This is a genomic window from Streptomyces nanhaiensis, from assembly GCF_046614825.1.
Taxonomy (GTDB): Bacteria; Actinomycetota; Actinomycetes; order Streptomycetales; family Streptomycetaceae; genus Streptomyces; species Streptomyces radiopugnans.
The window spans coordinates 1-1,169 of sequence record NZ_JBKJFM010000345.1 but is presented as its reverse complement, the minus strand read 5'-3'; the positions used below and the strand labels follow the sequence as shown (position 1 = coordinate 1,169).

Sequence of the window (1,169 nt, the reverse complement as noted above, 5' to 3'; positions counted from 1 at the left end):
CGGTTACTGAGGTTGAACTCGTGGTGTCGCAAGGGTTCATCCGGGTCTGATGGTCAGGCCGGTCTCGGCCAGGCAGCCGTCGATGAGGTCGCTGCGGTACTGGATGTGTCGCAGTCCTCGCCGGATGCGGTGGACGAGGTGCTCGGGAGTGGTGAAGGCAACGTTGGACAGCCAGCCGCGCCGCAGCAGGGACCAGATCCCTTCGACGGGGTTGAGGTCGGGCGCGTAGGGCGGCAGGTAGTAGATGGTCAGCCAGTCCCGGTCTGCGGCCCACTTCCGCAGGTCGGCGGCCTTGTGCACGTTCAAGTTGTCCCAGACCAGGACGATGGGGCCGCCGAGTTGGTGGTGGGCGGCGGTCAGCAGGTCGCGGTAGTCGGTCCAGGCGAAGCTTTTGCGGCCGTCGCGGCGGCCGTCGTCGCGGCGGGGCCGGTAGATCAGCCGGGACCGGTGGCCGGGCTTGTAGCAGGTCAGCGCCGCGATCGAGACCCGTCTGCGGGAGCGGCCGCGGACCCGCACCACCGGGGTGTGTCCGCGCCGGGACCAGGTTTTCGCCTGCGGCGGCGTCATGGAGAAGCCGGCTTCGTCCTCGAAGATCAGCCAGGCTCCATGGGCCGCCGCTTCCCTTCCGCGCAGGGCCACGTCTCCTTCACCCATCCGGTGACGGCGTCGTCGTCGCGCTCCATCGCGCGGCGGGCCGGCACCTGGCAGGACCAACCGTTACGGACCAGGAGCTTGCGCACGCCCTGGATGGTGTAGGTGAGGTGGAAGCGCCGCCCGATCACCGTCTTGACCCGGGCCAGGGTCCAGCGCTGGTCCTCCCAACCGTGCGCGGCCGGCCCCTTGGCCAGTTCCCTCTCCAAGACGGCGAACTGCTCCTCGCTCAGCCGCGGCAGCGACGCCGGGCCCTGCGACCGCAGAGCCCGCAGACCGCCTTCGTCCCAGGTCCGGCGCCAGCGCTGCACCGACCGCACGCTGACCCGCAGATCCTTGGCGATCACCGAACTCGCCTCACCCCGGGCGAACCGCTCGGCCGCCTGGAGTCGTAACCCCTCGCGGAATTGCTGCCGTTCGGCGGTCAGGCCGCCGCCTTGTGGATACCGCATCCCACTGGCATACCGCAGGGATCAAGGACCGTCAGCTCCTACGACACCACGAGTTCAACCTCAGTA

1 protein-coding gene is annotated in these 1,169 nt (G+C 69.4%); it reads right to left on the bottom strand.

Annotated features, from left to right (window positions below; all coding sequences use genetic code 11):
- Nucleotides 1–36: 36 nt before the first annotated feature.
- Nucleotides 37–1,103, bottom strand: a protein-coding gene (locus tag ACLIYP_RS31040; RefSeq protein ID WP_459076363.1) for an IS630 family transposase whose coding sequence is annotated in 2 segments (ribosomal slippage) — nt 37–657 and nt 660–1,103 — 1,065 coding nt in all. Because the reading frame shifts where the segments join, the coding sequence is not laid out codon by codon here.
- Nucleotides 1,104–1,169 lie beyond the last annotated feature (66 nt).